This window comes from Rhodoligotrophos defluvii, from assembly GCF_005281615.1.
In the GTDB taxonomy this organism is placed as follows: Bacteria; Pseudomonadota; Alphaproteobacteria; order Rhizobiales; family Im1; genus Rhodoligotrophos; species Rhodoligotrophos defluvii.
Genome location: NZ_SZZM01000001.1, coordinates 428,128 through 451,118, shown reverse-complemented (window position 1 = coordinate 451,118; position 22,991 = coordinate 428,128). Strand labels below are relative to the sequence as shown.

At 64.4% G+C, this 22,991-nt stretch carries 19 protein-coding genes and 2 pseudogenes; 1 reads left to right on the top strand and 20 read right to left on the bottom strand.

The features are described from left to right. Nucleotides 1-189: 189 nt before the first annotated feature. The 19 genes and pseudogenes from E4P09_RS02055 to E4P09_RS01965 all read right to left on the bottom strand — a co-directional run bounded on the left by E4P09_RS02055 (nt 190) and on the right by E4P09_RS01965 (nt 21,262). Nucleotides 190-1,242: a DUF7146 domain-containing protein gene (locus tag E4P09_RS02055; protein WP_137387911.1), complete on the bottom strand. Its 1,053-nt coding sequence runs from the start codon at nt 1,240-1,242 to the stop codon at nt 190-192. Further along, nucleotides 1,242-5,564, bottom strand: coding sequence for a strawberry notch family protein (locus E4P09_RS02050; RefSeq protein ID WP_137387910.1), 4,323 nt, complete (start codon nt 5,562-5,564; stop codon nt 1,242-1,244). Before E4P09_RS02050 ends, E4P09_RS02055 begins: the two co-directional genes overlap by 1 nt. A 147-nt stretch (nt 5,565-5,711) precedes the next feature. Then, nucleotides 5,712-6,356: an antitoxin of toxin-antitoxin stability system gene (locus tag E4P09_RS02045; protein ID WP_137387909.1), complete on the bottom strand. Its 645-nt coding sequence runs from the start codon at nt 6,354-6,356 to the stop codon at nt 5,712-5,714. After that, the gene (locus tag E4P09_RS02040; RefSeq protein WP_137387908.1) at nt 6,349-6,765 is read right to left on the bottom strand and encodes a hypothetical protein; all 417 of its coding nucleotides are present in this window, start codon (nt 6,763-6,765) and stop codon (nt 6,349-6,351) included. Before E4P09_RS02040 ends, E4P09_RS02045 begins: the two co-directional genes overlap by 8 nt. A gap of 62 nt (nt 6,766-6,827) precedes the next feature. Next, nucleotides 6,828-7,376, bottom strand: a complete 549-nt coding sequence (locus tag E4P09_RS02035; protein ID WP_137387907.1) for a hypothetical protein — start codon at nt 7,374-7,376, stop codon at nt 6,828-6,830. A 198-nt stretch (nt 7,377-7,574) separates the two neighbouring features. Beyond that, complete coding sequence (locus E4P09_RS02030) at nt 7,575-7,739, bottom strand: hypothetical protein (protein ID WP_137387906.1); 165 nt, start codon at nt 7,737-7,739, stop codon at nt 7,575-7,577. 418 nt (nt 7,740-8,157) lie between these two features. Continuing rightward, a complete protein-coding gene (locus E4P09_RS02025; protein ID WP_137387905.1) occupies nt 8,158-8,463 on the bottom strand; it encodes a hypothetical protein in 306 nt (101 codons plus the stop codon). 64 nt (nt 8,464-8,527) lie between these two features. Then, entirely contained in the window at nt 8,528-8,749 is a 222-nt protein-coding gene (locus E4P09_RS02020; protein ID WP_137387904.1) for a hypothetical protein, read from the bottom strand. Nucleotides 8,750-8,809: 60 nt separating this feature from the next. Further along, nucleotides 8,810-10,939 carry a ParB/RepB/Spo0J family partition protein gene (locus tag E4P09_RS02015; protein WP_137387903.1) on the bottom strand — a complete coding sequence of 710 codons (2,130 nt, stop codon included), beginning with the start codon at nt 10,937-10,939 and terminating at the stop codon, nt 8,810-8,812. Between the two features lie 125 nt (nt 10,940-11,064). After that, nucleotides 11,065-11,460: a DUF2958 domain-containing protein gene (locus tag E4P09_RS02010; protein WP_137387902.1), complete on the bottom strand. Its 396-nt coding sequence runs from the start codon at nt 11,458-11,460 to the stop codon at nt 11,065-11,067. Next, nucleotides 11,457-11,771, bottom strand: a pseudogene (locus tag E4P09_RS02005) (zincin-like metallopeptidase domain-containing protein); the annotation flags it as partial. The gene E4P09_RS02010 and the pseudogene E4P09_RS02005, both read right to left, overlap by 4 nt. 110 nt (nt 11,772-11,881) lie before the next feature. Then, nucleotides 11,882-12,874, bottom strand: a complete 993-nt coding sequence (locus E4P09_RS02000) for a tyrosine-type recombinase/integrase (protein ID WP_024897186.1) — start codon at nt 12,872-12,874, stop codon at nt 11,882-11,884. Beyond that, on the bottom strand, nt 12,871-13,815 hold the full coding sequence (locus E4P09_RS01995; RefSeq protein WP_137387901.1) for a tyrosine-type recombinase/integrase: 945 nt from the start codon (nt 13,813-13,815) through the stop codon (nt 12,871-12,873). Before E4P09_RS01995 ends, E4P09_RS02000 begins: the two co-directional genes overlap by 4 nt. Continuing rightward, on the bottom strand, nt 13,812-15,032 hold the full coding sequence (locus tag E4P09_RS01990) for a site-specific integrase (RefSeq protein WP_137387900.1): 1,221 nt from the start codon (nt 15,030-15,032) through the stop codon (nt 13,812-13,814). Before E4P09_RS01990 ends, E4P09_RS01995 begins: the two co-directional genes overlap by 4 nt. A 559-nt stretch (nt 15,033-15,591) precedes the next feature. After that, a pseudogene (locus tag E4P09_RS26405) lies at nt 15,592-15,840 on the bottom strand (IS110 family transposase); the annotation flags it as partial. A gap of 261 nt (nt 15,841-16,101) precedes the next feature. Further along, nucleotides 16,102-16,320, bottom strand: a complete 219-nt coding sequence (locus E4P09_RS01980; RefSeq protein WP_090597679.1) for a hypothetical protein — start codon at nt 16,318-16,320, stop codon at nt 16,102-16,104. 21 nt (nt 16,321-16,341) lie between these two features. Beyond that, complete coding sequence (locus E4P09_RS01975) at nt 16,342-17,247, bottom strand: DUF6671 family protein (protein WP_137387899.1); 906 nt, start codon at nt 17,245-17,247, stop codon at nt 16,342-16,344. Continuing rightward, the gene (locus tag E4P09_RS01970; protein WP_090597703.1) at nt 17,244-19,667 is read right to left on the bottom strand and encodes a YbcC family protein; all 2,424 of its coding nucleotides are present in this window, start codon (nt 19,665-19,667) and stop codon (nt 17,244-17,246) included. The genes E4P09_RS01975 and E4P09_RS01970 overlap by 4 nt, the downstream gene beginning before the upstream one ends. Nucleotides 19,668-19,690: 23 nt before the next feature. Continuing rightward, on the bottom strand, nt 19,691-21,262 hold the full coding sequence (locus E4P09_RS01965; RefSeq protein ID WP_090597681.1) for a proton-conducting transporter transmembrane domain-containing protein: 1,572 nt from the start codon (nt 21,260-21,262) through the stop codon (nt 19,691-19,693). 103 nt (nt 21,263-21,365) lie between these two features. On the opposite strand from E4P09_RS01965, the gene E4P09_RS01960 reads away from it, so the two are divergent. After that, nucleotides 21,366-22,259 (top strand): LysR family transcriptional regulator, encoded by an 894-nt coding sequence (locus tag E4P09_RS01960; protein WP_090597682.1) that lies wholly within the window; start codon nt 21,366-21,368, stop codon nt 22,257-22,259. Here the strand turns inward: E4P09_RS01960 and E4P09_RS01955 are convergent, their stop codons facing one another. Continuing rightward, nucleotides 22,260-22,937, bottom strand: a complete 678-nt coding sequence (locus E4P09_RS01955) for a hydrogen peroxide-inducible genes activator (RefSeq protein ID WP_231771620.1) — start codon at nt 22,935-22,937, stop codon at nt 22,260-22,262. Nucleotides 22,938-22,991 lie beyond the last annotated feature (54 nt).

Sequence of the window (22,991 nt, the reverse complement as noted above, 5' to 3'; positions counted from 1 at the left end):
TAATTTGTTTCGCGCTGTAAAGCCCCGCAGGGGCGACGGAAATTAGCCGGACGCGGCCATTGCCGGGCCGGAGCGTTTGTGGGCCGCTCGCCCTCTGAGAAGGCCAAGGCGCGGTCCTCTGCCGACGATGGTGCAACCTCGTATGCGCGTGACAGGATTGATCCAGCCCGATCACGGCCCCGGTGCCGGCTATGGCGTCAGGGCCATGAAGCGGCTGACATCCTCGGGGGCGATCTGCACCCGGATCTGCGCCCGAAGTGCATCCAGTCCGCGGGCGGCCAGATCGTCATTGAAATCCCCCAGCATGGGCGAGGGCGAGAGCGTGATCGCCTCGATCCCGGCTTCGATGGCCCGGTCCACCAGGCTGTCCCGCGCGCTGTTGCCTGCCGGATCGTTGTCGCGGACGATATAGAGCCTGCGCAGATGCGGCGGGAATAGGGTGACTGCGAGATGCCCGGCCGAGAGTGCGGAGATCATCGGCATCATTGGCAAAGCCTGTCGCAGGGACAATATGGTCTCGATGCCTTCTCCTGCCGCCATGACATCCTGCGCTTCCCCGAAACGGACGGCGTGTCCGAGCAGGTCTCCCATCGCCTTCCTCGGAGGATCGACAGGCGCCTTGCCGGAGCCGTCACGGACCAGCCAGGTGCGATGCGCCCCGGTGATCTTGCCATTGAGGTCTGTGACGGCGGCGATCATGGCGGGCCAGGTTTCAGTTGGCCCATCGCCCTCGGGCCGCCAGTAACAGTTCGGATGGAAACGCAGATTTGCGGTCCTGCGAAAATCCGTAATGCCACGTCTGCGCAAATACGTTTCCGCGACACTGCCGATAAACGGTTGCGTCATGCGCCAGAGGCGGCGTGCAGCCTCGGATGATCCCGATGGCGCAGGCGGCGTTCGGGTCTGGCGGAGCTGCGGTTCCGGTTCGGGATGCGGCAGGCTGAGGAAGCGCCGGGCTTCTTCGGCAACATCGGCGAAGTCGATCAGGCCGAGGCTTTCGCGGATCACGTCGAGCAAATCGCCATGTTCGCCGCTCTGTGCATCGGTCCATTTACCCGCCGCGCCCTTGCCTGATTCCGGCCCGGTCAGGCGTACGAACATGGAGCGGCCCGGATTGTTCTGCACATCGCCGACCTGCCAGTAATTGCCCTGTTTGCGCCCGTTCGAAAGATAGCGACGGCACACCGCCTCGGCCTGTCGGCCGAGACGCTGCGCCAGCTCCGAAGCATTGAGACGAGCCATTACGCTGCCTCCCGCTCGGAGATGCGCTCGACCGGATAGCGGTCGAAGAGCTTGCCGATGATTTTCGGCCCGGATGCATCGACCGGCACGAAGAAGCGCAGCTTCCACGAGATGATCTCGCTGAAGAGGCCATAGGCGCGAAGCCGCTCGCGCATGGTGTCAGTGAAACCGGAAAGCTCGATCCGGTTTGCGCTCATCACCCGGGACCGGCGCAGTTGCAGTCCTTCGGCCAGATCGAAGATCGTCCGGCCTTCCATCAGTGCAGCGTAGGCTTCGTCCGGCGTGATGCTGGTCGCAACCCCGCTGGTGGCGGCGTTCGCCGCCCATGCGGGCGAGACGCGGCGACCGATGATCCGTTCGCCCTCATCGGTCTGGAGCCGATAGACGCGGGACGACTCCTGCGGCAGGCGCTTCCAGATCGGCAGGAGCAACCCCGTCACCATATGCAGGATGCTGTCGGTGAACTCCGGCACGTCCACCAGTTCGACATCCCAGGCCAAAGAGAAAGCCGTGCGGTCGGCTTCCACCCAATGAGTCTCGCCCATCATGCGGGTGGGAATGTTCATCGCCTCCATCGGCCGGATCAGCCGGATGCGCCGCTCGATCTCGCCATCATCGAGCATGACGCTGGTGGTCGGGATCTGCACCGCCGCCCGACCGGACCGCTCATTGACCAGCAGCTTCGCGCGCGGATCGCCGAGTTCCGCCAGCGCGGCATCCAGCGTCACCGGCTGGTTGCGCCTGTGCTCGGTGAGGGTCAGGAGCCGGGTTTCCGCGCCGGAGCCCGGATGAGTGTGGATCACCTGACGATCGGTGACGATGAAGCTTTCGGCCCTGAGCGTTTCCAGCCCCATGTCATAGGAGCCGGACGCGATGGCCCCGTCGATCCGGGCTTCCAGCAAGTGCTCGAAGGCCGAGAACAGGATGCCCTGAAGCTCAATGGTCAGCGCCAGCAGGCGATTGAGGAAGGTGGTGATCGGTGGCAGGTCGTCCTTGATGCCATTCGAATCCATCAGTTTCAGGCCGGTGGCGGATTCGAAGCGCTCGAGCGAGCATCCTTCGACCTTGCCGCGCACGATCAGCAGATAGAGCTGGCGCAGCGCATCGCGGGCATAGGCGCTCTCCAGATTGTCCTCTGGCCGGAACAGCCCCTGACCACCGGTCTGCCGCTGTCCGCGCGTGATCGCACCGAGCGTATCGAGGCGGCGGGCAATGGTCGAAAGAAACCTCTTCTCGGCCTTCACATCCGTGGCGATAGGCCGGAACAGTGGCGGCTGCGCCTGATTGGTGCGGTTGGTGCGCCCGAGGCCCTGAATGGCGGTATCGGCCCTCCAGCCGGGTTCGAGCAGGTAATGCACCCGCAGACGCTGGTTCCGCGCCGAAAGCTCTGCGTGATAGCTGCGCCCAGTGCCGCCGGCGTCGGAGAACACGAGGATGCGCTTCTGGTCGTCCATGAAGGCCGAGGTCTCGGCAAGATTCGCGGACGGCGCCCGGTTCTCGACTGCGAGGCGTGCCGCTGCACCTTCGCCCTTGCGCACAATGCGGCGTGAGCGGCCTGTGACCTCCGCCACCAGATCGGTGCCAAAGCGTTGGACGATCTGGTCGAGCGCACCGGGGACCGGCGGCAGCGAGCCGAGCTGTTCGAGCATCTCGTCGCGCCGGGCCACGGCTTCGCGGCTTTCGACCGGCTGGCCGTCCCGGAAAACCGGCCGCGAGGAGAGATTGCCTTCGCTGTCGGTGAAGGGCTCGTAGAGCTGCACCGGGAAGGAATGCTGCAAATACGAGCCGACATATTCCCTCGGCGTGACGTCGACGGAAATGTCGTTCCATTCCTCGGTCGGGATCTCGGCCAGCCGCCGTTCCATCAGCGCCTCGCCGGTCGAGACGATCTGGATGACGGCCGCATGGCCTGCCTCGAGATCGGCCTCGATCGAGCGGATCAGGGTGGGCGTCTTCATCGAGGTCAGCAGATGACCGAAGAAGCGCTGCTTGGTGCTCTCGAACGCCGACCGCGCTGCCGACTTCGCCTGCCGGTTCAGCGTGCCTTCACTGCCGGTGATATTGGCGGCCTCCATTGCCGCGTCCAAGTTCCCATGGATCACGGCGAACGCGGCCGCGTAAGCATCGTAGATGCGGCGCTGCTCGTCGGTCAGCGCATGCTCGACCAGTTCATATTCGACGCCATCATAGGAGAGCGAGCGCGCGGTATAGAGGCCGAGAGATCGCAGGTCGCGGGCCAATACCTCCATCGCCGCCACGCCACCGGCCTCGATCGCTTCAACAAACTCGGCGCGGGTCTGGAACGGGAAATCCTCACCGCCCCAGAGGCCAAGCCGCTGCGCATAAGCGAGATTGTGAACCGTGGTGGCGCCGGTCGCCGAGACATAGACCACACGGGCATCCGGTAGGGCGTGCTGGAGCCGCAGGCCCGCGCGGCCCTGCTGCGAGGCGGCAATATCGCCGCGTTCTCCCTTGCCGCCGCCGGCATTCTGCATGGCATGGCTCTCGTCGAAAATAATCACTCCATCGAAATCGGAGCCCAACCATTTGACGATCTGCTTGACGCGCGAAACCTTCTCGCCACGGTCATCGGAGCGTAGCGTGGCATAGGTGGTAAAAAGGATGCCTTCCGTGAGCGTAATCGGCTTGCCCTGAGGGAAGCGCGACAACGGCGTGACCAGCAGTCGCTCCATGCCAAGCGCCGACCAGTCGCGTTGCGCATCCTCGATCAGCTTGTCGGATTTGGAGATCCAGACCGCCTTGCGGCGTCCGCGCAGCCAGTTGTCGAGGATGATCCCGGCCGATTGGCGGCCCTTGCCCGCGCCGGTACCGTCACCGAGCATGAATCCCCGACGGAACCGGACAGCGCCTGCCGCATCTTCGGGTGCAGCACTTACGTTGTCGAAATGCTCGTCCACTGTCCAAGCGCCAGCGAGATGATCGGCATGGGCTTCCCCGGCATAGATCACCGTCTCAAGCTGGGCGTCTGACAGGCGCTCACGAATGTCAGCAGGCAGCATGGGCCGATAGGAAGGCTTGGGCGGCGCAACCGAGGCCATGGCGGCGGATTGCACTAGCTTCGTCGGATGCGGTTGAGCATCAGGAATGCGCAGAGATTGCAGCGCATATTCCTCATAGATCGCGTCTGATAGGCGCGCGCCCTCGGGCGGCGTCCAGTCCACCGTCTCATAGGTGAGTTCGACACCTTCGGGATCATTGGCCGGAGTCACGGCGGCACGCTTGGCGGCCGAGTGGGCGAGATAACCACGCACAGTCTTCGTGGTGCCGGTGGCCGCAAGCGCCGCCGCCTTCGGCAGCGTAACCGGCAGACGCGGCGGAACCTGCGCCCCGATCCAGCCGATCAGCGTGGCGACATCCGGCGCGATCCCAGGCGACGCCGGAAACGTGGACGGATCACCGGCAGGCAGCTTGTCGATGACGGTCAGCCGCGTGTCGATGCTGGTGCCGTGCTTCGCATAGACTGCGCCATCGACGGCGGCGGTGAACACAACGCGGCCTCGCGCCTGCAAGCGGGTGAAGGCATTGCGCCAGGCGGGAGCTTCGGGACCGAAGTTAGCGCCGGTGATCGTGACCAGCCGCCCGCCGGGAGCGAGCCGGGCCAGCGCCGAGGCGACATGGCGATACGCAGCGTCGGCCATCCGCCCGGTGACGTTCGCCATGACCGAGAATGGCGGGTTCATGACGACAGTGGAGGGGATGGCGTCCGGCGCCAGATGATCGTCGATCTGGGCGGCGTCAAACCGGGTGACGGGAAAGGCCGGAAAGAGGGAAGAGAGAAGATCGGCGCGGGTCTCCGCCAATTCGTTGAGGATCAGGGAGCCGCTGGCGGTCTGCGCCAGGATCGCCATCAGGCCGGTGCCCGCCGAGGGCTCCAGCACCACGTCATCGGGCGTGATTGCAGCGGCAGCGAGAGCGGCCAGCCCCAGCGGGATCGGGGTGCTGAACTGCTGGAAGTTCTGGCTTTCCTCGGAGCGGCGGGTCTGGGTCGGCAGCAGGCCTGCGATCTTCGCCAGCGGATCGAGCCGTGCAGCAGGAGACTCGGCTTTACGGAACAGGGCCTTTCCGTATTTGCGCAGGAAAAGGACGGTGGCAACTTCGCAGGCTTCGTAGGCCAGCTTCCAGTCCCAGGCGCCGGTCGCATCGGAAACACCGAAGGCGGTTTCCATCGCGTTGCGCAAAATTGCCGCATCGACACGTTGGCCGCGTTCGAGATGGGGAAGCAGGAGATTGGCCGCAGCAAGGATCGTGGGCGCAGCCGCCAGCGGCGTGACCGGGTCGGTCACGGGAGAAGAGATGTTCATTTCGGGGACCTCGGGAGAGCGGGAACGAAAAAGCCTGGACGGCGCTCTCTCTCAACCGCCCGGACTCACCTCGTCCCGGCGAGCCTCTTCCTCTGGATATGGCGACATGAAAAAAGCGCCCCGACCTGACGGTGGGGCGCTTTCCGATCACCCGAAGCGGCGACCGGCTTCGGTGAAGGTATAGTCGTTGGCGACGATGGTTTCATCAACCACCTCGTCCGAAGACAGGTAGTCGTATTCGCGCTCAAGCTGGCGGTAGAGCCAGCGCGCGAGATCGCGCAGCGCCTCGATGACGCTATCCTCGGCGTCGGCCGTCTTGTCCTGATATGTCGGACTGTCGCGCTCGACCGAGATCGCCATGCAATATTCGTGATAATAGTGCCCTTGATGGCTGGCGTCGGCGCGAAGCTGGTAGAAATTGCGTCGCTGAACCGCCTGCAAGGCATCGGCGATACCATGAAGCGTTGCGTCCAACGGAGCGTAGGACCGGATCTCGGCCGAGGCGTTCTTGCGGTAGGAGTAGAATCCTTCCCAGCAAGCACCGTCCCCTTGCGACCAGAAGCCCCGGAACCAGATGCAGGGATCTTGCCGCGTGCCACTGCCCATCAGACGGACGGTGCGGGTTTTGAGGCGAATGCCGAGGATGTCCGCGATGCGCTGGAAATCCTTATAGACGGCGTCATACCAGTCATAATCGAACCCGCCCTCCCGATACCAGGCACGCGCCTTGTCCTTCGCATCCACGGAGAGCTCGTCGAGGCGATAGACGGTTGTTTCGATGACCTCAGGCATCGGGGTCACCTCCATCCAGCACTTCGGCGAGCCAGCCATCGGTATAGGTCCAAGCGACGGTCTCTCCGGTGGCGAGATCGAGCACATGCGCGCCGCCGCCGAAGCCGTCGATTCTCGGTTTCGAACAGGTCGAGGCGTACTGGAATCCCCATCTTCCGGTCAGGCTGAACTCGGCTGCACAGCGCTTGACGAACTGGATGACATGCTCCGGATCGCCGGTGCCGTCATCGCGTATCCAGATCTGCGTGCCGCCATGCTCGGGCTGGATTGAGAGAAGAAACCCATCCGAGGGCGGGTCTTCGGCGGCGTTTTCGTGCGCCAGTGTGTTGTAGATGTCGAGCGCGCGGACAGCGTTCTCGGCCGTGCCTACGTCGAGCAGACAGGAGAAATGCGTGTAATAATCGGCCATGGCGGTCTCCAGAATGTAACGGCCCAGTGCAGAACCGGACCAGATGGACGGGAGGAAGAAGATTAGGCTGCTCGTGGCAGGCTGAGCAGGTCGGCGGCGATTTCCCGCCAGAGGGGATCGACCAGCCTGGCCTCAAGCGTGGCGGCGCGGTAGCGCAGGTTACGGGCCTCGGCGGGGTCCGATGTACGGAAGGCGATGCCGCGCAGACGGCTGGCCTCAGTCACGATCTGGCGGGCCTCGGCGTCCGACGCGACCGGTTGCTGCCAGAAAATGATCCCGGCACGGATTTCTCCGGCGAGGACCAGGCCGTGCTCGCGGTCCTGGATGAGCATGATGCGCGGGCGGAAATGCAGAACCTCGTCGGGATCAGTACCGATATCGCCGCGCGACAGGCGCAACGCCGCGAAACGCATGGCTTCGTCGGGCGACGGGCTCTGCTCCAGCGGAATGGTGCGATCGAAGCTGCCGGCCTTGTCACTGCCCCCATAGCTGGCGATGCCGATGCAGGAGATGCGCAACGGCAGCTTCTGGGCGCGGTACAGCGCGGGCAGCACCTCGGTCGCAAGAATCTGACCAATCGGGCGGAAGGCGTCAGGGTGGGAAAAGGTCATCGGGATCACTCCATGACGGGCACCGGTGAGCCTCTCTCTCCGGCAACCAACCCGTCACGGCCGAACCGCCCGAACTCTTCCTCACTGACCGGGGCACGCCCCGGTTCCGCTGCCGGCGATGGGCCTGCTCGCAGCGCTGAAGGCCCGGTCGCGGGTTTGCCGCGCGCCAGGCCGCGGGGGACGAGGCGCTTTCGCGCCTCAGGCCCATGGGTCCAGTTCCAGCTTCACCATGTCGTCGTCGCCATCGAATTCGTTTGCGGGCATGGCGCCGTGGGTTCCGTCTCCGGCCTGGAATACGACGATCGAAACTATCAGCGTGGCGGCGAGGCTGGCGGCGAAGGCGGTGGCATCTGCATAGGACATCGGGATTGGCTCCTGTCTTTGGGAGGCGGAGGACCATCCCCCGCGCGACAGGCGCCCGAAGTGTCTGACCGGATCTGCAATCACCCTCGTGCGTTCGGGGCTTGTCCCGAATCCGCGAGGGCGGCACGCGTGCGTAAGCCGACCCCTCCGGGGTTGAATGCCCAAGAGACGGATCAGACCAAGGTTTGCGAATGGAAGCGGGGGTGGTGCTTTGCCTCTGGCAGAGGTGCCGGATACCCCATCGCAGATGCTTGGCCGCGCCAGCCTTGCAGCCATGCTGGCATCAGGAGTGTGTTCGCTCAGGTCGGATTGGAACCCGCTACCCGACAAGTTTAGCGGCATCATGGTGAAGCTGGAACTGGACCCATATCGGTGGATGCCAGGTCATCCGCATGGAGCCGGACCGCCTTGACTGACTTCAGCCCCAAAGCCCATCGGCGATTTCGCGGGCGATCATAGCGCGCGCCTTCATCATCACGTCATCGCCGCAGGTGTCGATATGACCGTAGAACCGGGCACGACCACCAAGTGCGGCCCAATCGGCATAACGGCAGTATTCGCGTAGGTTGAGACGGAAGGCGCGCATGTCTTCCGCCCAATGGGGTTTGGGTTCCACGACTACGGTAATGCCGTCGCGGGTTTCCTCCCAGGGCAGCGTGCGTCCGGAAAGCGGGTTGGCAGGGTCCTCCCTGAATATCTGGTCGATGTCTAAGTTTGCCGGCATGAGGTATCTCCAAAGAAAAAGCCCGGTCACAGGGACCGGGCAAGTTGCGGAAACGGAAGTGAAATCAGTAGCCGAAGCGCCAGGACGGCCATGCCCGTCCGTCATTGGCGTCGGTGACGGCCTGGGCAAACAGGTCGTCGTCACCTTTGATCAGCGTGGGATCGCGGATCGGGGTTTCGTCGATGACGACGACATCGGCGACGATGCCGTCCTCGACCTCGACATGCACGGGGACGAGATAGGAAAAGACGATGCGCCGGTTCGGCGTGTTGCGTTTCAGGGTCATGTTGACCTCCTGAAGTTGAGGAAAGAAATGCGGGGCGACGCTGGCCGCCCCGCGTGGACGTCATTCCGCTGCAACCATGCTCTGCGGGTCTTCGTCCTCGGTGACATCGTCCTCCTCACCGTCTGCGGCGAGGAACTCGGGCAGATCGTCCGCCTCTGCGTCGATATCGGCATCCGCATCGACCTCGGCATCGGGGTCCACCATGCGCAGCGGCTCCGGCAGCCAGCCGGTTTCGGCCAGCAGCCGTTCGGCTTCATTGGCCATATCGCCCTTCTTCAGGTGATCGATGAGCTGGGCCGCCCGCTCGCCAGCGCCTTCGCGCACCGCCTCGATGATCCGCGGCTTGGTCACGCGGCCGAGATAGTTGGAGACGGTCGGCCGCCAGCCCACGGCCACCATGTCGAGACCGGTCGCCCGCGCCAGCCGGTTGGCCTGGGACAGGCGCACGTCGAGCCCGTGCTGGCTAACGCCCATGCCGCTATAGGGGTTGGGCTTCTCGTGCAGCGCGTTGACGCCGAAGCTGACGCAATGGGCGAGCAACTCCATGCGGGTGTCCTCGTCCTGATCGGTGAGCCAATCCCAGAGCGCCGCGTCATCAGCTGGGATGTGATCGCCCCAGCGTTCGTGCCGGTCGGTGATGGAATGGGCTGAAGCGCTCTCGCCCAGATCCTCGGCCTGCGCCGGGAAGTGAACCTCCCGGACATGGGCTTCGAGGCACCCCCTGGTGGAGTGCGGCAGGAAGCAATCCGTGACCAAACGATGCAGCAGCGCCGTCATGGCGACATGCGGGTTCGTCGCCACAGCGTCGCGGAGCGCCAGCGTGCGATGCGCGGTCAATTCGCTGACGAGACGGTCAGGCAGCGGCCGGATGGTTTCGGCTTCATCGTCCTCATCAGTCTCCGCCGAGGCGCCACCGACGGTGATGACGGCTCGCTGGACGTTACCGTCCTCACCGCCTTCGGGAGATGCACCATCGGCGTCATCGTCCTCGGAACCCGCCGCCACCTCGTCTTCGGGACGGACATAGCCGCGCTCGACGGCGAGCTGACCGTCGTGGCGGATGCTGACGAAGACACCAGCGCGGCCTATCTGGTCCGCGTCATAGCGCATCGGCCGGTCCTCGAAGGCCTCCAGCGCCTCCTCGATTTCGCCAAGCCGTGCATCCACCTCGTCGGGCAGTTCGTCAGCCTCGGCATACTGCGCCTCCAACTCGTCGAACTCGTCGCGGAGCTTTGCGCGCTTGGCGCATTCTTCTTCAGTCAGGTCGATGGTGGTGCCGGCCAAGCGACGCATGCCGCTGGTATGACCATAGGGGAAGTCCGCCGCGATCTCGATCCACTTCCAGCCCTCGGCGGCGATGGTCTCCGCCTCGGCCTTCAGCTTCTCGCCGACCAGCCGATCAAGCAGCACCGGGTCCTGGAGCCAGCCGCCATCGTCCTGCTGGAAGAGATCGCGCAGCACATGGCCGCCCGCCGCCTCGTACGCCTCGATGCCGACGAAGAGCGCCCGCTTGTCGGAGGCACGCACCGTGGTCTCGGTCAGCATGCGGCGGATGGTATATGGCTCCTTTTGCCAGCCATCCTTGATCGCCTCCCAGACCTGTTCCTGCCGGGCGTGATCCTCCGACACGGTGAAGGCCATGAGCTGTTCGAGCGTCATGCCGTCCTCGGCGTAGACGTCGAGCAGCGCGGGCGCCACCGAGACCAGGCGCAGGCGCTGCTTCACCACCTTGGCATCGACGAAGAAGGCGGCGGCGATTTCCTCCTCGCCCATGCCTTTCTCGCGCAGGGCCTGGAAGGCTCGGAACTGGTCGAGTGGATGCAGCGGCGCGCGCTCGATGTTCTCGGCGAGCGAGACCTCGTCGATCAGGATGTCGTCTCCGGCTTCCGAGACGATGCAGGGCACCGGGGCCGTCTTGTTGAGGCGCTTCTGCTTGACCAGCAGTTCCAGCGCCCGGTAGCGGCGGCCGCCGGCAGGGACTTCGAAGAGGCCGGTCTCCTTGCCCTCCGCGTCGAGTTCGGGTCGGACATGTAGCGACTGGATCAGGCCGCGGCGGACGATGGACTCGGCCAGTGCCTCGACCGAGATGCCGGCTTTCACGCGTCGGACATTGGACTGGCTGAGCACCAGCTTGTTGAAGGGGATGTCGCGCGAGGACGACAGGGTGATCTTCTGAGTGGCAGTGGCCATGTCAGTTACTCCATGACGGACGCCGGGGAGCCTCTCTCTCCGGCAACCAGCCCGTCACGAAGCGAAGCGCCGCCCTCTTCCTCTGAAGAGAGCGACGCAGGACCGTAATGCCGGAAACCCGGAAATCAGGAACGCCGGGTCTCCGTATCGGAGGATTTCCGGGTCAAGGGACGAGCTGAGCGGTATAGCAGGCGCTCGGCATCGCGGATGCTGCCGGTCTCCCGCGCCGCATCCGCCCAAACCGAGATCGGGAAGTCGCCGATGAAGAGCAGATCCCGCTCGATACCCATGCCGAAGGGTAGCCGGATCGAGCGCAGTTCCTCGAAACTCCAAGAGCCCAGCTCGGGATAGCCGATATCGGCAAGGCCGAACATGGTGTCGCCGTTCGCCTCCAGTTCGGTCGCGAGCCAGACGCCGGCGCCGAACGGGTTGAAAAATTTCACGATGGGGACGTGGTCGACATTCGGTTGGCGACCATTGGCGAGAAGTTGCGTGCGCTGTGTATCAGTCAGGAGGATCATGCCGCAGCCCTCCCTTCGATCGCAGTTTTCTGTCGCGCATCGACGTCGCCCTCTGGCAGATGGGACAACAGCCAGTCGGCCGCCTTGCTCGCTTGGCTGGCCGCACGCACGATGGCCCGGGAATCCTCGCGCATGACCTCAAGCCAGGAGCCGATGTAATCGGCATGGCGCACCGTCGGCACGATACCGAGCGAGGCGCAGCAGAAGGCGGCGTTCATCTCGGCGACGAGTTCCTCGAAGGCGTATTTCCTGGTGCCGAAGCTGCCCGAGAAATCTCTGGCGAGCCGCGACGCATGTCCTGTGGCGTGCCCCTTATGCCGATATCGGCATAAGGGTCATTATGCCGTAAGCTGGATTATGCCGCATGGCCGAGTTCGGCGGCCGTTGCGTCTGCTGTCGGCCATGCGGCAGTTCGGCATAATCAGAGCGTTTCGAGGAAAGCGAGCAGCTCATCGCTTGGGCGATAACGCCCGGTATGCGTTTCTGGGCTGGCAACCTGCGCGAGCGCCTTTTCCTTCAGCCGCATGTCGGCGTGGATATAGATCTGGGTTGTTTCCACGGATTCGTGCCCAAGCCATAGAGCGATCACGGATTGGTCGACACCATGATGCAGCAATTCCATCGCCGTGCTGTGCCGCAACGTGTGCGGCGTGACGCGCTTGCCTGCGAGGCTCGGGCAAACTCGTGATGCTGCTAGGCAATGCTTGCGCACCAGGTGTTCCAACGCATCGCGACTGAGCCGCTCGCCCCGGATCGACGGGAACAATGGCCCATCGCTGTTACGGCGTTCGCCTATCCAGCCCTGAATCAGCTTAGCTGTATCGCGACGAAGAGGAGTGCTGCGTTCTTTCCGCCCCTTTCCGATGCAGCGGATGTAGGCGCCAGTCCCAAGAACCACGTCCTTGCAGCGCAGATTGATCAGTTCTGACGCTCGCAATCCGGTCTGAAGCGCAAGCAGCAACAGAGCGTGATCACGGCGTCCCACCCATATCGTTCGATTTGGTGCTGCGAGCAGCGCCGCGATCTCTTGAGCGTCAAGGAACGTCACGCTTCGCTTCACATACCGCTTGTTCGGCATCGAGAGAATACGCTGGCAATGAAGAAGCCAGCTCGGATCGGTCATTGCGACGTAGCGGAAGAATGATCGGATCGCGGCAAGGCGTGTATTGCGGGTGCGCGCCGTGTTGCCGCGCGCCGTTTCCACATGGGTCAGGAAGTCGGCAACGAGATCGGCGTCGAGATCCTCGATCGTGAGCTTCGTCGGCGGCTTCCCGCACCTGGAACTCGCATACCGGATCAGCAACCGGAATGTGTCCCGGTAGCCAGCGACGGTGTGGCGGCTCGCCTCCATTTGCGTAGAGAGCCGGTCGGTGAAGAAGCGTTGGATCAGCGCGGGGAAGTTGGTCGCCTTCATCGGATTCCCGCCTCCGCCGCCACGCCAGTCATTCGGGACGAAGCCAGTTCCAGCAGTTCCGGGACCGCTTCCAGATACCAATAGGTATTGGCAGGGCTTGCATGACCCAGCCATGTCGTGAGCTTGATCATCTCGCGGCTGACATCTTTGCCCGACCGGTACCAGTTCAGCATGGTCCGCACCGCGAAGGTGTGGCGAAGATCGTGAATGCGCGGCCCACGGCCATGTCGAAGATAAAGCTGCGGCTCTCGTAGCCCAATCTGCTGGCACACATGCGCGAAGTTGTAGCGGGCGCTGCAATCGCCAAGACGATGCCCCTCGCAGGTCACGAAGAATGCTCCCGGCCTGCGCCCGAGCAGCCGGTCCCGCTCGCGGCCGTAGCTTTCGAGCCGTTGCACGACGCTATGATCCAGCGGCAGCAATCGCTCCTTGCCGAATTTGCCCTGCCGGACGTGAAGAATGCCGGATTCAACCTCCAGGTCAGCAGGATCGAGACCGAGAGCTTCGCTGATCCGAAGTCCGGTCACGGCGATCAGCCCGAAGAGCGTCGAGCAGGTCAGGCCACGCAGGCCGTAGACCGATGGTAACGTCCGCGCCTGATCGATGATCGCAACGATTTCAGCTTCGCTATAAATATATGGATGCACGCGTTGAAGGCGGCCAGGCACCAATCCTCGGGGTGGAGCCTCGTGCCTCGGATCAATGCCATGCAACCATTCCGCAAATTGACGGGCCACCCTGAAGCGTGTTGCCCGGGTTCCGGGACTGGCGGATGGCAGGCTCTCGAGCCAGCGCATGACCAGATTGGTGTTCACGTGCTGCGCGCCATCGCGGTCGGCGAAGGTGGCGAAGCGACGGAGTATCCGTGCATCGGTACTCAGATCGGCGCCGAGGACTCTTCTGAGAGTCACGTAGCGGTCAAGTTCGGCAAGGAAGCTCATCGTGCCTCCTCCGCGACGGGCCAAGATTGGGCGATGGAGCGTAGGCCATCCGTGTCGAGTTTCGCGTAGATCATCGTCGTCGCCCGCGACCGATGCCGTAGCAGATCGCCGATTTCCTCAAGCGATGCGCCGGAGCGCACCATATTCGTCGCTAGGCTGTGGCGCAGAACATGCGAGCCCACATAGGGCGTCGGCGGCTTCACGCCCGTCGCCGCGAACGCTTCCTTCAAGATGTCGTTTATGACCTGGCTGTCCTTGAATGGGCGGTTTGGCGCTCGGTGCGTCACGAACAGCGTGCGCGTGGTCGTTGACGTTCGCTCCTGCTGCAAATAGCCGATGATGGCTTCGCCGACGTCGGGCGGGATTGGCAACCGATCATGACGCTGGCCTTTTCCACGGACCAGCAACTCGCCGGCCCGCCAGTCCACGTCATCAAGCTGCATCGCGATGACCTCCGGTGCGCGCAAGCCGAGGCGGGCCATCAGCATCAGCATTGCGTAGTCGCGGGCGCCGCGCCGCGGATTGACCCGTACCGAGGCCAGAACTGCCTCCACCTCATCGGGAGACAGATGACGCGGAAGCCTGGCGCCCCAGGGCTTATGCGTCCTAGGCACGCTGAGCGACAGGTTGGTCGTCGTCAGGCCCTGTGCGAACAGATACTGGAAGAAGCTGCGCAGATGCGTGGCCGGCGTCTTGTCGCGGAACGGGTGCTTGCGCGCGAGCAGGTGCTCCATGAACGCCACGACATCCCGGATGTTCATCGCCGGAAGATCGAGCATATTGTCACCAAAGCGATGATCGAGGAAGCGATCCGCGAACCGCAGCACATGATAAATCGTTCGCGGGCTGAGGCCGCGCTGCTGCAGAAGATAGGTTTCAAAATTGCTCAGCAACTCTGCACGTTCGGCCTGCGCAGGTGTCAACGGTGGCCGTGTCGCCACCCCGATCTCAATCAGATGCGCGACAAACAGCCTGGCAAGATTGGGAACCTTGATCTGGCTTTTTGGTGTGACCGGCAACCGTCGCCCTAGTTCGACGGCAAGTTCTGGCGTCAACGCCGAGGGTGCAATGCCCTCGGTTTCGAGCAATCGCCCGAAGCGGCGAAGCAGGTATCGGTAATTCGCCAGGGTATCGGGTTTGTAGTTCTTTGCAGAAAAACTGTCCTCGAACGACGCGAAGTAGGGATCAAGGGAGGTAGTCTGATCTGATATTTCCATTTCTTGCGCTCCATGTTGTTGGAGCGACAACCTTCACGACAAAGACATATCTTTCGACCATATTTTGCGACAGCTTCCGACCCCTAGTCAGACGTTGAGTCTGGGTTGCGGAGCACCCGAAACCTGCCGTATCAGCATTTGCTTGTCGGCATAGTGGGGGCACGAAGCCGGCCGGCAACTCTGGATCGCCGCTAAGTCGTGAGCTGAAGTCACATTGGGTACCGAACCCGTTTGGAACCATTGCCGGGGCATCTTGAACCAGTTCCCGCGCGCGCAGCCGATCGGTTGAGAACCACTCGTATCAGGGCACCGGCACAGTCGCGATGAAATCGGTCATTCGCTTCAGTGCCTCGGCATCGTGGAAGATACCGAAATGTGTCGTCTCCGCCAGAACTTCTGCGCGTCCGCGGTAGCCGCTGGCCTTCAACAGATCGAGTAGCGCGGTACTGTCGACGGCCTCATCCTTGTCGCCGACGAGCACCAGACTGTTCGAGGGCATCGCCTTCACGTCGGCCGCATAGTCGTTGCGAGGATGATAGGAGGAATTGAGCCGCCAGGAATAGGGCTTTACGTACTGTGCCGGCAGCAGCCGCACATCATGGCCGAGTGCGATCAGCTCGCGAGCCCAATAGTGCGAGGAACTGCAGGCCTCGATCCCGATCACGCATCGTGGCAGACTTTCGAAGAAGGCGAGGACACGCCCTCGCGTCAGCTTTCGGCGAACAACAACCTCGCCGGACGAATCCACCGCGTGGACCTGAAAAACGGACTTTGCAATATCCAAACCGATCGTCACAATGTTGCTCATCGTGGTGCTCCTCCATCTTCAATCCCGCGATCATACCGCAGGGAGGGAGGAGAGCCGTCCACCGCATCAAGTCCGGACGGTCCGCTGTTGGAAGCGCTTGGCGGTTAGCTGCCTTTCCCGCACTGCCCTGTTGGGCAAAGTTTGCTTGGTCAGCGTAGGCCCATTGCGGCCATCAGAATCTGGTGGACGGAAGCCGTAAACGGTCGTAGCCGACCGGCCCCAGCATCAGATGCGACGCCACTGACCCTATCACCACACACTTCACGTCATGTTCGAATTCCGCACGTTGGCGCCGAGGCCTTCGGCGACATACGCACGCAGGAGCAGATTGAGAATCTCAAGATCGTTTTGCACTTCCACCGGATGGCATTTCCTGGCGCCTTCGAGGGCCGCCTTCAGCCATGGGCTCATCCGAGGATGCGCCAGAACCCAGGCGATCCGCTCGTCATTGGTCTGCGGCGCGTCATCAGCTTTCGTCATCGGCCTTTCTCCATCGTCCGGTCATGGGTTGCACAAGGGACAGTGTCCCGGATCGGCCTTGGTCAGCCCGTCGCCGCGCGGCCGGTTCTCACGATGCGGGCAGGCGACGCAGCCGAAGACGCGGTGGCGGACCATGAGGCTCGGCGTCCCGCACCATTCGCAAGGCAAGCCGATCTCGACATCGACCTGTCCGTAGCCGGGCGTGCGGCAGGCCGGGCACAGCGCGGAAAGCCGTTCGGCGAGAGCAGAGGCAAGGCGGCCGAGCGTCGCCATCCGGGTCGGGTTCATGTGGGCGCGCATATCGGTCTGGATCAGCGCCCGGCCGTCGTCCGATTGCGCCTTAGCCGACATGACGGCCAGCTCGAGCGCGGTTCTGTCGCGCAGGCCCTTGTGGATGTTGCCTGCTCCACCTTCGCTCTCGGCCGGCTTCACGATCAAGGCGTGCGCGGGAAAGCCGAGACGATCCAGGATGGGCGTCACATCGTCGCCAGCAACTACATAACCGTGGCCGAAGACCGGCGCGTCCTCGATCAGATGCTCGCTGACGACGATGCCGCGCATATCGTCGACGAGCACCATGAGCTCGACCCCACCGGGAACGAATGGGATCTGCGAGTGCGGGCCGTAGCTGCCTTCGCTGGCAAGGCCGATCGGCAAGCCGGTTGCCTTCATGCCCAGCCGCGCCTTGGCGATTGCCGCCTCGCGGATGGTGCCGGCGCGCGGGATCTCGCCGGTGAAGGTGCCGAGTGCGTCGGTGTCGATATCCGGCGCGGACGAGACGATCAGTCCGAGCCGGTCGCGCAGGACGGGCGCGATTGCTTCCTCCTTTCCGTGCATCGTGGCGAGCACGGCATGCCGGCAGGCATAGGGTGAATACCGGTGGCCGGCGTCTGCAAGGGGGACAGCTTGCGGAACGAAGGTCTTCATGCGTGCGCCTGAAGTCGCAAGGTTTCCACCTCCGCTTCGTCCCAGGAGAGGTTGCCGGCGTAACGCCAGGCCATGCGGCCGTCCTCGCCGAGGGCGAAGAGATGGAGCCAGCGATTGTCGAGCAGTGCCCGGACGTCCGCGTGGCGCTCGAGGATGCCGGTGATCGCCTTCTGCGGGGCCTCGATGACGACGGAGAGCCGCAGCGGTTCATGCGCCAGCTCATTACCGTCATGGACGGACTGCCAGGGCAGGCCGGCGCGCAGGAGGCCGCCATTGCCTTCGACGACGCCGATTCCCCCTGTGACGTTGTGCAGGAGCTTGTTGCCGGCGCCGAAGACTTCCGGCGCGACGGTTGAGCCGTAATATTGCAGGCTGATCCAGCTCGCGACGACGACCGGTGCGGTCAGGATTAGTTCCAGCACGCCGAAGCCTTCGTCGCGCCGCCAGTCATAATCATGCAGGAACGCCCGGCCCCCCAGGTCGCAACCCGTCGTGCGCCACCGAGGCGCGGCGACGAAAGCCTGGCAGCCGGCGAGCGCCCATTCGGGTCGCAACTCGGCCCAGTCGCGGGCGCGGCGGGCAATATCGGCCTGTGTCTCGGCGCGGGGCAGGCGCCTTGCCCGTTCGGCCCGCGCGAGCCCGCCTGCGGTCTGGAGCCAACCCCTGGCCGCCGTCAGGTCCGCGGCGTGCTCCACCGAGGAATGATCGGCGTCATAGATGGTAACGTCGTCGGTCGTCGTGTCGTGGAGGGCCGCCAGGAACAAGGTGTCTTCGGGAACCACGATGCCGCGTGCGAGAAGGCTGGTGCGCACGTCGGGCGCGTTGAGCAGCGAGGCGAGCAGCCGGGCATTGACCTCGCCCGAATAGCCGCCGCAGGCCCCGCAATGGAGTGCACTGGCATGCGGGTTGTTGACGACACTGGCGCCGTGGCCGGCGATCAGCACCAACCTCGCGAAACGATCGGTGAGCGACATGGCCCTGAGGACGGTTTCGGCCATCTCGATCCGCTGGTCGAGGCCGATCGTGTCGGCCGGCCGTGGCGCCGGGTCGTTCGGTGCGGCATTGCGGGTGAGCCCCAGCGCGTCGCGAAGAAGCTTGCCGACATAGACTGGCCCCGTCGCCTCGACGAAGGCGAAGGAGGAGACGGCGGCGAGCTTGAAGCGACCCCAGGCACGCTTGGCACGGGCCGCGATCCGTGCCGTGCGATCCGCGCGCTCGGTCTCAGGCGTCTGCTCTCCCGAGCAGGTGAAGAGACCGGGCCGGAGCAGAACGGGCAGGCGGGCTTCCACCACGTCCGAGCCGAAGCGGCGGTGCGCGATCCCCATGCCGAAGAAACCGGCGAAGCCGAGCGTGCTGATCCCGGGATCGAGCGTTTCCAGCGCCCTGCGAAAGACCTCCGAGCGGACGTCGATGCAGAAGGCCATCTGCATCGCGGGACGCGACGAAGCCGGCACGGCGGGCCGCGGTTCGGCGAAGAGGGCCCGCAGCTGCCTCTGGGCGGCGCGCTCAGCGGCCTCCTGGAGGATCGCATCGACATGATCCTCCGCGCTTGCGGCGACCGGTTCGGCATGGGCGGTCACGGTCTCGCGCCATTGCGTGCCGATCTCGTGCTCGTATTGCCGCAGAAGTGCAGCTTCCCAAACGAGACGAATGGCAAGGAGATCGATCACCGTCTTGTCGGTCCCGCCTGCCAGTGCGGCCTTCCAGAGGCGATAGCGTGCGAGCTGCGCCCAGCCGCCCAGGCTTGCCAGCAGGCGGTGGAAGCAGCTTTCCAGCGCCGACTCGGACAGGCCGAGCGTCTCGACGGCGTCGATCAGGGCGGCCTCGGCGCTTTCGGGAGCGTCCGCGACGGTGCCGGCGAAGCGGGCAAGGCCGACGATCTCCGGGGTCAGGTCATGCATGGCGACGGTGCGCCAGGAGGCATAGGCGCTGCGGCCTTGCGCTGCGGCCCAGAGCGCTTGGCCCTGATCGAAATAGCCTGCCGCCCAATGGCTGATGCGCTCATCGACCACGGCCTGCCAGTCGATGCCGCTGGCCTCGCGCGCCAACTCGGCGACGGTCGGCAAAGCCCGCGCCGCCGACGTCTCGACATTCAATGCCTGCTTTAGCGCGGGAACCGTTTTTGGGCGCATTGATGCTGGCGCCGCTCCAAGCGCTTCGGCCAGATCTTCGTCGGTGAGTTCGCCGCTTTGGTGGCGCTCCCGATACCAGTCGCGCGGCATGTTGAGCCGGATGCCGGCGACCCGCCGCAACCGCGCAGCGGCGACAGCCAGCGGTTCGCCCGTCTGGCCAAGGAACGGATTGACAGCGACGCTGGACGCCAGCGGCCAGAGCGGCGGGATGGCGCGCGCTGCGCCGTGCGCCGCAGCCATGACTGCTTCGGAGCCGGGAAGTGGGGTCTTGTGTACAGTCATCAGCATGAGGTTTTCCTGATCCTTGAGCGTCACGAGGGCTTGCGGACGGACCAGCCGCCCAGCATGCGATCGAGCATGGCGTTGACATAAAGCCCGTTGGAGAGATGAACCCGCAGGCCGGCAGCCGCCGGATGGCCCGCCCAGAGCGGGAACAGCGCCTGCGCGACTGCGACCAGGCCGAAGGTCAGGACGGCGAGCGCCATCAGGGTCCATTCGAGCCTCCCCGGCGCGGGCGTCGCCGGCAGCACGCCCGCCGTCAGCCATTCGGCCACCGTCTGGAGCGCGAAGTAGCCGAGGGCAGCTGCGGTCGCGTAAATTGCTGTCCTTGTCGTCAGGGCGCGCGGTGCGGCATCCGCTAGCCCCTGGGCCAGCAGATAGGCGACGCCGAAGATGAGGATGGCGCCGAGTGCGAGCGATTGGGGTGATTTGTGCTCAAACCCGAAGCCAAGACCGAAGGCTGCACCGATCGCGCCATAGATCGCCAACGCGATGAAGAAGGCGCGGGCGACCGCGCCGCCATCTGGTATGGCCACCGGTCCCGGCCGGCGGATCGAGGCGACCTGCTCGACGGCACCGCCCGAGGCCAGGAAAGCATGGGCCTTGTAGAGCGAATGGGCGACGATGTGGAGCAGTGCCAACGGGAACAGCGCCAGCCCGCATTGCAGGATCATGAACCCCATCTGCGCCACGGTCGACCAGGCGAGCGAGGTCTTGACTGCTGGCTGGGTCAGCATGACGAGTGCGCCGAAGAGGGCGGTGAAGCCGCCGACCATCGCCAGCACCGCCAGCACGCCGGGCGCGAGCAGCATCACGTCAGCGAAGCGGATGAGGAGAAAGCCGCCGGCATTGATGACGCCTGCATGGAGCAGCGCCGAGACCGGCGTCGGCGCCTCCATCACCTCGGTCAGCCAGCCATGGGTCGGGAATTGGGCCGATTTCAACAACGCCGCGAGCGCCAGTAACCCCGCCGCTGCCGGCGCGTGCCAGGAAACGTCGCCGGTCCGCGCCATGGTATTGATCGCGGCGATATCGGTCGTGCCGAAGGCCACGCTCATCAACAGCACCGAGCCTGCCAGCGACAGGGCGCCAAGGACCGCGAAGAGCCGCTTCTTGCGCGCCGCGCGCTGCGCCCCGATGCGCTCGGGATAGAAGAGCAGCAAGCGATGGAGCGCAAAGCTCGTCGCGATCCACGCGCCGAGCAGTTGCACGAGATTGCCGGCCTGAACGAGGAGAAGGACCGCGGCTAGCGCCGCGCACAGCCAGCCTGTGAACGCGCCCTGCCGTGCTTCGCCATCGAGCAAGGTACGCGAATAGCGCAGCACGATCCAGCCGACGAAGGAGACCAGAAGCAGCATCGTCACGCTGATCACGTCGAGCCGCGCGGAGAGACCTATACCAGCCGAGCCTATGAGGGCGCTGTCGCCCGGACCCTGCAGCAGTAGGAGAACCAGCGAACCGGCCGCGATAGCGAGGGCCGACATGGCGGCTCGCTCGGCGACGGCCGCTACGTGCGGGGCCCTTCGACCCGGACGCGAAGACGCGAACAGTGCGGCGAGAAGCAGGAACAGCGGTGCGGCGAGCGGCAGCAGATTGAGCGACAAGGTGGTTTCCTTGGGTGCGGTGGCGACACCCTGCTGCTAGCCGAGCCGCGTTCCGAAAGAAAATGCATTGTTTGCTCAATTCCGTTCGCTATTATCGAACGGCATGGCAGCGCTCAATTATCACCATCTGCGGTATTTCCGGGCCGTCGCCCACGACGGCAACCTCACGCGCACGGCCGCGCGCTTGAACCTGACCCAGTCAGCGCTCTCGGTGCAGATCCGCAAACTTGAAGAGCAGCTCGGCCATGCGCTCTTCGACCGGCGCGGACGACAGCTTCATCTGACCGAAGCCGGCCGCATCGCGCTCGACCATGCCGATGCGATCTTCGCGACCGGGGAGGAACTGCTAGGCACGCTTCGCGAAACCGGTACGGCGCGCCAGGCGCTGCGGGTCGGGGCGCTCGCCACCTTGTCGCGCAACTTCCAGATGGAGTTTCTGCGGCCCGTTCTCGGCCGGACCGATATTGAGCTCGTCTTGCGCTCCGGCGGGGCCGCCGAGCTTTTGCGCGCGCTGGAAGCACTGAACCTCGACGTCGTGCTCATCAACCACGCGCCCGCGCGTGATGTACTGACGCCCTTCGTGGCGCATCGGATCGCTGAACAGCCAGTCGGCCTCGTCGGCACGCCGCATCGGTTTTTTGGCAGAGCGGGCCTCGTCGATCTTTTGCGCGACCATCCCGTCATCGTACCGACGCTGGAGAGCAGCGTGCGCGCCGGCTTCGACGCTCTTGCCGATCGCCTGATGGTGCGCCCGCAGATCGTCGCGGAGGTCGAGGACATGGCGATGATGCGGCTTCTGGCCCGCGAAGATGTCGGCCTTGCCGTCCTGCCGCCCATCGTCGTCAAGGACGAGCTGGCGGCCGGCCTCCTCGTCGAGGGCGATGAGCCGCTGGGGATCACGGAGACCTTCTTTGCCGTGACGATGGAACGGCGTTTTCCGAACCCGGCCTTGCGAATGCTCCTGCAGCAGGGCTCGGCGCAGATCGGAGTCGTTTAGCTACCCGACGCCGAGCGCCTGTGCCGCATCCTTGGCCCTTTTGGCCAGTTCCTCAAAATGCGCCGCGCGGCCGGCCGTTGTCCTGAAGTAGACCCCGACTTCGCGGGTCTCGCGCCAGTCGCTCACCTCAAGGAGATGCACGTCTTCCGCGTTGCGGAACTCCGCCCGTGCGTAAAGTTCTGGGAACAGGGAACAGCCCATACCTATCGAGACCATTTGGCGGATCGCGTCGAGGCTGGTGCCGACATAGTCGTCGACGACCGTCGCACCCGACGCCTTCGCCAGGTGCTGGACATTTTCCAAAAGACGGTTGCCGCTCCCCAGTGCCAGAAGGCGTTCGTTTGCCAGCTCCTTCATGGCAACGGATCGCCTTTGCGCAAAGCGGTGATCGGCCGGCACGCCGAGATAAAGCCGCTCGCTGCCAATCGGGATGAAGGTCAAGGAGGGCTCGCCGCATGAGGGGCCGACACCGCAATCGAGCGTGCCTTCGGCGACAGAGGTTTCGATCGCGGCAGGGCGATCCTCGACGATATAGATTCTGAGGTCGGGATATGTCCGGTGGAGGGGCGGCAGGAAGGTCGGCAGGAAGTACGGCCCGAAGCTGGGAGGCGTACCCAGCCTGACGACACCGCCCAAGGCAGCGCTGTCCTGCGCGACGGCATCCATCAGATCGGTCATCGCGGCAAGCGTAACGCGTGCTCCATGGAGAAAGCGTTCTCCGGCTGGCGTGAT

Coding starts and splice junctions, on each gene's coding strand:
- E4P09_RS02055 (WP_137387911.1), bottom strand. CDS start 1,242: ATGGCTCGTCTCAATGCTTCGGAGCTGGCGCAGCGTCTCGGCCGACAG.
- E4P09_RS02050 (WP_137387910.1), bottom strand. CDS start 5,564: ATGAACATCTCTTCTCCCGTGACCGACCCGGTCACGCCGCTGGCGGCT.
- E4P09_RS02045 (WP_137387909.1), bottom strand. CDS start 6,356: ATGCCTGAGGTCATCGAAACAACCGTCTATCGCCTCGACGAGCTCTCC.
- E4P09_RS02040 (WP_137387908.1), bottom strand. CDS start 6,765: ATGGCCGATTATTACACGCATTTCTCCTGTCTGCTCGACGTAGGCACG.
- E4P09_RS02035 (WP_137387907.1), bottom strand. CDS start 7,376: ATGACCTTTTCCCACCCTGACGCCTTCCGCCCGATTGGTCAGATTCTT.
- E4P09_RS02030 (WP_137387906.1), bottom strand. CDS start 7,739: ATGTCCTATGCAGATGCCACCGCCTTCGCCGCCAGCCTCGCCGCCACG.
- E4P09_RS02025 (WP_137387905.1), bottom strand. CDS start 8,463: ATGCCGGCAAACTTAGACATCGACCAGATATTCAGGGAGGACCCTGCC.
- E4P09_RS02020 (WP_137387904.1), bottom strand. CDS start 8,749: ATGACCCTGAAACGCAACACGCCGAACCGGCGCATCGTCTTTTCCTAT.
- E4P09_RS02015 (WP_137387903.1), bottom strand. CDS start 10,939: ATGGCCACTGCCACTCAGAAGATCACCCTGTCGTCCTCGCGCGACATC.
- E4P09_RS02010 (WP_137387902.1), bottom strand. CDS start 11,460: ATGATCCTCCTGACTGATACACAGCGCACGCAACTTCTCGCCAATGGT.
- E4P09_RS02000 (WP_024897186.1), bottom strand. CDS start 12,874: ATGAAGGCGACCAACTTCCCCGCGCTGATCCAACGCTTCTTCACCGAC.
- E4P09_RS01995 (WP_137387901.1), bottom strand. CDS start 13,815: ATGAGCTTCCTTGCCGAACTTGACCGCTACGTGACTCTCAGAAGAGTC.
- E4P09_RS01990 (WP_137387900.1), bottom strand. CDS start 15,032: ATGGAAATATCAGATCAGACTACCTCCCTTGATCCCTACTTCGCGTCG.
- E4P09_RS01980 (WP_090597679.1), bottom strand. CDS start 16,320: ATGACGAAAGCTGATGACGCGCCGCAGACCAATGACGAGCGGATCGCC.
- E4P09_RS01975 (WP_137387899.1), bottom strand. CDS start 17,247: ATGAAGACCTTCGTTCCGCAAGCTGTCCCCCTTGCAGACGCCGGCCAC.
- E4P09_RS01970 (WP_090597703.1), bottom strand. CDS start 19,667: ATGCTGATGACTGTACACAAGACCCCACTTCCCGGCTCCGAAGCAGTC.
- E4P09_RS01960 (WP_090597682.1), top strand. CDS start 21,366: ATGGCAGCGCTCAATTATCACCATCTGCGGTATTTCCGGGCCGTCGCC.
- E4P09_RS01955 (WP_231771620.1), bottom strand. CDS start 22,937: ATGACCGATCTGATGGATGCCGTCGCGCAGGACAGCGCTGCCTTGGGC.